Here is a 994-nt window from a genome sequence, read left to right as displayed (position 1 = left end):
CAAGTTGCCTGTTGCCTGTTGCCTGTTGAAAATTATAGAACATATGCGACAATCCTGTCAAGTATATTTATGATTTATTTACTATTTTTTGTTTTTTGATTACATTTTAGCTATCCAACTAAAATTATCCGGAAGTATAGTAGTTGGAAAAATATGATGCAATAATTTTTTTATTTTATATTGTTAACATTTGTAAAGAAGATCCAAAAAAGATCTAAAATACTGTTAGCTAAATTATGTTTTAATTGATAAATAAGGAATTTACAAATCTTTAAAATTATGGTTTTTAATCCCAAGAAAATATAATTTTATTTAAATTTTGTTCATTTATTGATTTGTAGGTGGGGTTTTAAATACCAAAACCCCGCTCCTCAACTTTATTGCAATAAAAAACGCAAAAATAACTCCACCAAGGTGGGGTTTATGTGGGCTATGCCCACAAAATTGCTTTTATTGTACGACCATGCTAAGGCAAAGTGCAAAGCCCTACCGATTTATCATACGAGGGTTCAGCCCAATGTACATGACCATCTTGAGGAAAAACAACGAACCGGCTTAAACCTTTTACATCACTGGTCCAGTACCATCGGACGGCGTCAAAGTTGGTTCGGTCATATTTACCTATATTACCCCACTCCGCAAGCAAGCCTGCACCAATTGTACGCATATAATAATCACCTGATGATGAAGGTGTACCACCAATAATTTCATAACGTTTTGCATTAGTTAAATCCTTAACTTTAGGAAGGCGATAACCAATACTATTACACCAGGATTCCATGCTAGGATAGCTGTAATAAGTTTTACCTCGGTTGACAAACCATTGTTTTAACGTAAAACCATATTTAACGATAGCTTTACCACTACTATCTCGACCAACTAACTCGAATGTCTGAGGCAAAGTAGGCTTAGTAATAGGACCAGGATTGCTGGAATTCCATTGGGATTCAGTTGCAACAGGGCCAGTTAAGGTAACCCGTACGCCTGTCGCTGT

1 protein-coding gene is annotated in these 994 nt (G+C 35.4%); it reads right to left on the bottom strand.

Annotated features, from left to right (window positions below):
* Window positions 1-466: 466 nt before the first annotated feature.
* A partial coding sequence (locus J3U18_RS11845) for a hypothetical protein (protein WP_267354237.1) occupies window positions 467-994 on the bottom strand: 528 nt, incomplete at its 5' end.

It is taken from the genome of Gilliamella sp. B3482 (genome assembly GCF_026536805.1).
GTDB classification, from domain to species: Bacteria; Pseudomonadota; Gammaproteobacteria; order Enterobacterales; family Orbaceae; genus Gilliamella; species Gilliamella apicola_E.
The sequence above is the reverse complement of the archived record's forward strand: the minus strand, read 5'-3'. Positions and strand labels throughout refer to the sequence as shown.